Below are 5501 nucleotides of genomic sequence, written 5' to 3' on the forward strand. Positions count from 1 at the left end.
CAGAATGTAAACGGCGTGCTTTCAGGCGATACGACGCAGGTTCTCATCGGCTTTATCGCTGTGCTTTTTGGCGTATGGATCTCGTGTCTGATTATAGGCGAAATCATTTCAAAATTCTTTAAATGGAGCGGACTCGGATTTGTCGATAAGATCGGCGGTTTCGTGTTTAGCGTAAGTAAAATTTTCTTAATTTTTGCCGTTATCGTTACGCTTGCAAGCGGTCCTATGTCGATGAACGAACAGACCAAAAGGTATTTTGAAAGCAGCAAAACTGCGCCGATTTTTTTAAAAATAGGAAACTGGATTTTAAATCTCAAAGACGATCCGAAGATCAAACAAAGCTTGGATTCTATCGGTTCTAAGATGGATGATAAACTCTTAAAAGATCAAAATTCTACCGCCCGTATGAACTCGGATCAAAATCAAAGCACTGAACCTAGCGATTTTAACGCCAGTTCAGAAGTAAATTCTACAGAAAGGACAAAATTATGAATGCAAAAATCGAAAATTTAGAGTTTGACGCTCTAATTGTTGAGTTTAAAAAGGCACTTGCCGCTAGCGGTCTAAAATATACCAAGCAGCGCGAGGTTTTGCTCCGCACGCTTTATAACAATAACAAGCACTTCACGCCCGAGGCGCTTCATAACGAGATCAAAGCGAAATTTCCGGAGCTAAACGTAGGCATAGCGACGGTGTATCGCACCTTAAATTTATTAGAGGATTCGGGGATGGCGACGTCGATCTCATTTGGCGCACAGGGCAAGAAATTTGAGCTTGCCAACAAGCCTCACCACGACCATCTAATCTGCAAAAGCTGCAATAAGATCATAGAATTTCAAGACGCCACTATCGAGCGCAAACAGCTTGCCGTCGCCAAAGAGCACGGATTTACGCTTACGGGACATATGATGCAGCTGTATGGAATTTGCCCTGAATGCGCGGCAAAAAGGAAGTAGATTGTTTGATAGCCAGTTAGAAATCCAAAGGATAGATAAGGCGTCGGAACTTCGGAATTTAGGGGCTAATCCCTATCCGCACTTTCTAAAAAAAGATATGAGCATAGCCGAGTTTAAAGAAAAATTCGGCTTCATAAAAGATACCGAGGATAAAAAAGCGAGCGAGGAGGTAAGCCTCGCCGGGCGGCTAAAGCTAAAGCGCGTCGCGGGCAAATCCACCTTTGCAAACATAGAGGATCAAAGCGGCAATATTCAAATTTATTACTCGCGCGACAGCATCGGCGAGGAGGATTACGCTAAATTTAAGAAAAATCTTGAAGTGGGCGATATAATTTTGGTGCGCGGATATGCTTTCGTCACCCAGACGGGCGAGTTTTCGATCCATGCTAGCAAAATAACGCTCGCGTCTAAGGCGATTTCTCCGCTTCCGGAGAAATTTCACGGCTTAACCGACATCGAGATGCGCTACCGCCAAAGATACCTCGATATGATAATGAACCCCGAGATCCGCGAGGATTTTATCAAGCGCTCGATCATCGTGAGCGAGATCCGCAGCTTTTTTGAGAAGCACGGATTTTTGGAGGTCGAAACGCCGATGATGCACCCTATCGCGGGCGGCGCGAACGCTAAGCCTTTCATCACGCATCACAACGCCCTAGACGTCGATCGCTACCTGCGTATCGCGCCGGAGCTCTATCTTAAGCGCCTCGTCGTAGGCGGCATGGAGGCGGTCTTTGAGATCAATCGAAATTTCCGCAACGAGGGTATGGACCTGACGCACAATCCGGAGTTTACCAGCATAGAATTCTACTGGGCGTGGCATGATTATAACGACGCGATGAACCTAACCGAGGAGCTATTTAAAGCGCTGTTTAAGAGGCTCGGGCTAGGCGAAATTTTAACTTACGATGAGCGCGAGATCGATTTTTCAAAGCCTTTTGCGCGCATAAAGTATCTCGACGCGCTTACGCAGATAGGCGGCATTGAGCCGCAGATCGTAAATGATCGCGAAAAGATCATCGCCAAACTCAAAGCCGATAAATTTGAAGTCAATGAAAAGCTCGATCTAGGCCACCTGCAGAGCGAACTTTTTGATAATTACGTAGAAGCTAAGCTCATAAATCCGACCTTCATCGTGGATTTTCCGATCTCGATCAGCCCGCTTTCGCGCAGAAGCGACGAAAATCCGCAGATAGCCGAGAGATTTGAGCTCTACATCGCAGGCAAGGAGCTAGCCAACGCCTTTAACGAGCTGAACGATCCGCTCGATCAATACGCTAGATTTAAGGCTCAAATCGACGCTAAAAACGCGGGCGACGACGAGGCGCACGAGATGGACGAGGATTACGTCCGCGCGCTTAGCTATGCGATGCCGCCGACTACCGGCTGGGGGCTTGGAATTGATCGCTTGGCGATGATTTTGCTGAATAAAAAATCGATCCGCGACGTGATTTTATTCCCTGCGATGAGGCCGCTAAATTTAGATAAGGAGCAGTAATGTCAAATTTAGAAAAATTCGATAATGAAATTTTTAGTTTAACCAACAAAGAGCTTGCCCGCCAGTGCGATTATTTGGAGATGATCGCGAGCGAAAATTTCACCTATCCCGAGGTGATGGAGGCGATGGGCTCGGTGCTAACGAACAAATACGCCGAGGGTTATCCCGGTAAGCGCTACTACGGCGGCTGCGAGTTCGTAGACGAGATCGAGCAGATCGCGATCGATCGCTGCAAAAAGCTCTTCGGCTGTGAGTTTGCAAACGTTCAGCCAAACAGCGGCAGCCAAGCCAACCAGGGCGTATATGCCGCGTTTTTGAAACCGGGCGAGAAAATTTTAGGTATGTCGCTTAGCCACGGCGGCCATTTGACGCACGGTGCGAAGGTCTCAAGCAGCGGAAAGATGTATGAGAGCTTCGAGTACGGCGTGGAGCTCAACGGCCGCATAAACTACGATAAGGTGCTTGAGATCGCTCAGATCGTAAAACCAAAGATGATCGTTTGCGGTGCGAGCGCCTATACGCGCGAGATAGATTTCGCCAAATTTAGGCAGATCGCTGATAGTGTGGGCGCGTTTCTTTTCGCCGACGTAGCACATGTTGCAGGGCTTGTCGTCGCGGGCGAACATACTAATCCGTTTCCGCACTGCCACGTCGTAAGCTCGACAACGCATAAAACGCTTCGCGGTCCGCGCGGTGGCATTATAATGACCAACGACGAGGAATTTGCTAAAAAGATCAACTCAGCGATCTTTCCGGGTATCCAAGGCGGCCCGCTAATGCACGTCATCGCCGCAAAGGCGGTGGGCTTTAAACACAATCTAAGCCCCGAGTGGAAGGTCTATGCTAAGCAGGTCAAGGCAAACGCTAGAGTTTTGGGCGAGACGCTGGTTGGGCGCGGCTTTGATCTCGTTAGCGGCGGCACCGATAACCATCTGATTTTAATGAGCTTTTTAAATAGGGATTTTAGCGGCAAGGACGCTAGCGCCGCGCTTGAAAATGCAGGCATTACGACGAATAAAAATACCGTGCCGGGCGAGACGCGCAGCCCGTTCGTCACCAGCGGCATCCGCGTCGGAAGCCCAGCACTTACGGCGCGCGGAATGAAGGAGAAAGAATTTGAGTTTATCGGGAATAAAATCGCCGACGTGCTAAGCGACATCTCAAATTCCAAGCTTCAGGTGCAGGTCAAAGAGGAGGTGCGAGATTTGGCGCACCGCTTTATCATCTACGACCGCGCGATGTATTAAATTTAATAAATTCGGGTAAGCTTACCCGAATTATTTATTTCGTAAATTTTACGTGGTAGAATTTACAAAGTAAATAATAATCTTAGGAGAGAGTATGAACGACAAAAATTTCGATATGAGCAGCATAGACGACATAGTGATCAATAGCGGCAATGTCGATAAGAACGCGAATTTAAAAAAAGGTCTTACCGTCGCAGCCGGCGTTGTAGTTTTATTCTTAATCATTTTAATCATAATGAAGGCTATTAATAAAGACGATATTGATACTAACGCAGGTCTTACTATGCCTAGTGAAGAAGAGCTTGCCAAAGCGGAGCAAAAGCCTGCCGTGCAAGTTCAAAAACCCGAGCCTTCGCAGCCTGAGCCTGTAGAAGTGAAATCAGAACCCAATACAGCATCTACAGCTCCAACCAAAGTAGAGATAAAAACCCAAGAGCCTAATTCCGAAAGCAAGGTCGTCGCAAGCGCTCAGCCTGAAGCACAGAAAGTAGAAATCCAAAAGCCCGAAATCAAAGAAGAGCCAAAAAAATCCGAAGTTAAAATAGAAAGTAAAAAGATTGAGCCTAAAGACGAAGCCAAAAAGTCTGAAAAAACGGATGTAAAAAAGTCCGAGCCTAAAAAAGAGTCTGCAAAAGACGAGATCAAAAAAGAACCTTCTAAAACCGAAATTAGAAAAGTCGAGCAAAAAGTAGAGCCTAAAAAAGAACCCGAAAAACAAGCAAAAACAGAAGTTAAAAAAGAGCCTTTAAAAACGGAAGCTAAAAAGGAACATGCGAAAGCTGAAGCCAAAAAAGAGCCAGCAAAACCTGAGCCTAAAAAAGAAGCTAGCAAGCCAGAGTCTAAAAGCGAGAGCATAAAAGCTGGTGTTGCGGCGAAGAGCACCAGCACCAGCGTGGCAAATGGCAGTTATGTGCAGGTTTTCGCATCCAATGCCTACGATCCAAACGGGTCTGACACCAAAAAAATCACCAAAAAAGGCTACAGCCCAATTGCGCTGCAAACTCACGTCGGAAGCAAGAGCGTGACTAAAATTTTAGTTGGACCTTTTGAGGGAGAGGCGCTACAAAAGGCACTTAGCGATATGCGCAGCATCAATAGCGGAGCGTATATCTACCGAGTGAAATAGTGGACAGATTTGCGGTTTTCGGCAACCCGATCGCCCACTCTCTCTCGCCGCTACTTCATAATTACGCGATAAAATTTTTGGAGCTGGACGCCTACTACGGGCGAGTTTTGCTGCAGCGCGGCGAGGAGCTGCGAGCTAAATTTGAAACTTTAGGGCTTACGGGCGCGAACGTAACCGTGCCTTTTAAGCTCGACGCATTTAAAGCATGCGACATCCTAAGTGAGGCGGCTAAGCAGATCGGCTCGGTAAACACGCTAGTGCTAAAAGGCGACGTGCTGCACGGCTTTAACACCGACGCGCAAGGCTTTTTCTGCGCGATTTTGGGCTTTGGTGAGATTCGCAATGCGCTTATTTTAGGTGCGGGCGGCACGACGCGAGCGATCGGCTACGCGCTAGGCGAAAACGGCGTGAAATTTGACATCCTAAATCGCAGCGCAAAAGATTTTGACTTCGGCTGCGAGGAATTTTTTACCTATGAAAATTTTAGATCCAAAGACTACGATCTGATCGTCAATGCCACTGGCGCGGGACTCAAAGATGACGCGCTGCCTGCGCCCGAGGGGGTAATAGATGAAATTTTATCCCGCGCAAAATTTGCCTTTGATGCGATCTACGGCAAGCAGACTTCGTTTTTACAAGCCGCGCGTGCAAAAAATCTACCCGCAAAAGACGGC

General features: G+C 47.3%; 6 protein-coding genes. All 6 read left to right on the forward strand.

The window, feature by feature from the left end; genetic code table 11:
• Nucleotides 1-492: CvpA family protein (locus Q0277_RS05600; protein ID WP_297996345.1), on the forward strand; the 492-nt coding region annotated here is incomplete at its 5' end.
• Nucleotides 489-956 (forward strand): Fur family transcriptional regulator, encoded by a 468-nt coding sequence (locus Q0277_RS05605; RefSeq protein WP_005871221.1) that lies wholly within the window; start codon nt 489-491, stop codon nt 954-956. The genes Q0277_RS05600 and Q0277_RS05605, both read left to right, overlap by 4 nt.
• Before the next feature lies 1 nt (nt 957).
• The gene (lysS, locus tag Q0277_RS05610; protein WP_297996347.1) at nt 958-2454 is read left to right on the forward strand and encodes a lysine--tRNA ligase; all 1497 of its coding nucleotides are present in this window, start codon (nt 958-960) and stop codon (nt 2452-2454) included.
• Nucleotides 2454-3701, forward strand: coding sequence for a serine hydroxymethyltransferase (locus Q0277_RS05615; protein ID WP_297996350.1), 1248 nt, complete (start codon nt 2454-2456; stop codon nt 3699-3701). Before lysS ends, Q0277_RS05615 begins: the two co-directional genes overlap by 1 nt.
• Before the next feature lie 94 nt (nt 3702-3795).
• Nucleotides 3796-4827, forward strand: a complete 1032-nt coding sequence (locus Q0277_RS05620) for a hypothetical protein (protein WP_297996353.1) — start codon at nt 3796-3798, stop codon at nt 4825-4827.
• Nucleotides 4827-5501, forward strand: a 675-nt coding sequence (locus tag Q0277_RS05625; protein ID WP_297996356.1) for a shikimate dehydrogenase, incomplete at its 3' end; no start/stop codon positions are given. The genes Q0277_RS05620 and Q0277_RS05625, both read left to right, overlap by 1 nt.

Source organism: uncultured Campylobacter sp. (assembly GCF_938030815.1).
Taxonomy (GTDB): domain Bacteria; phylum Campylobacterota; class Campylobacteria; order Campylobacterales; family Campylobacteraceae; genus Campylobacter_B.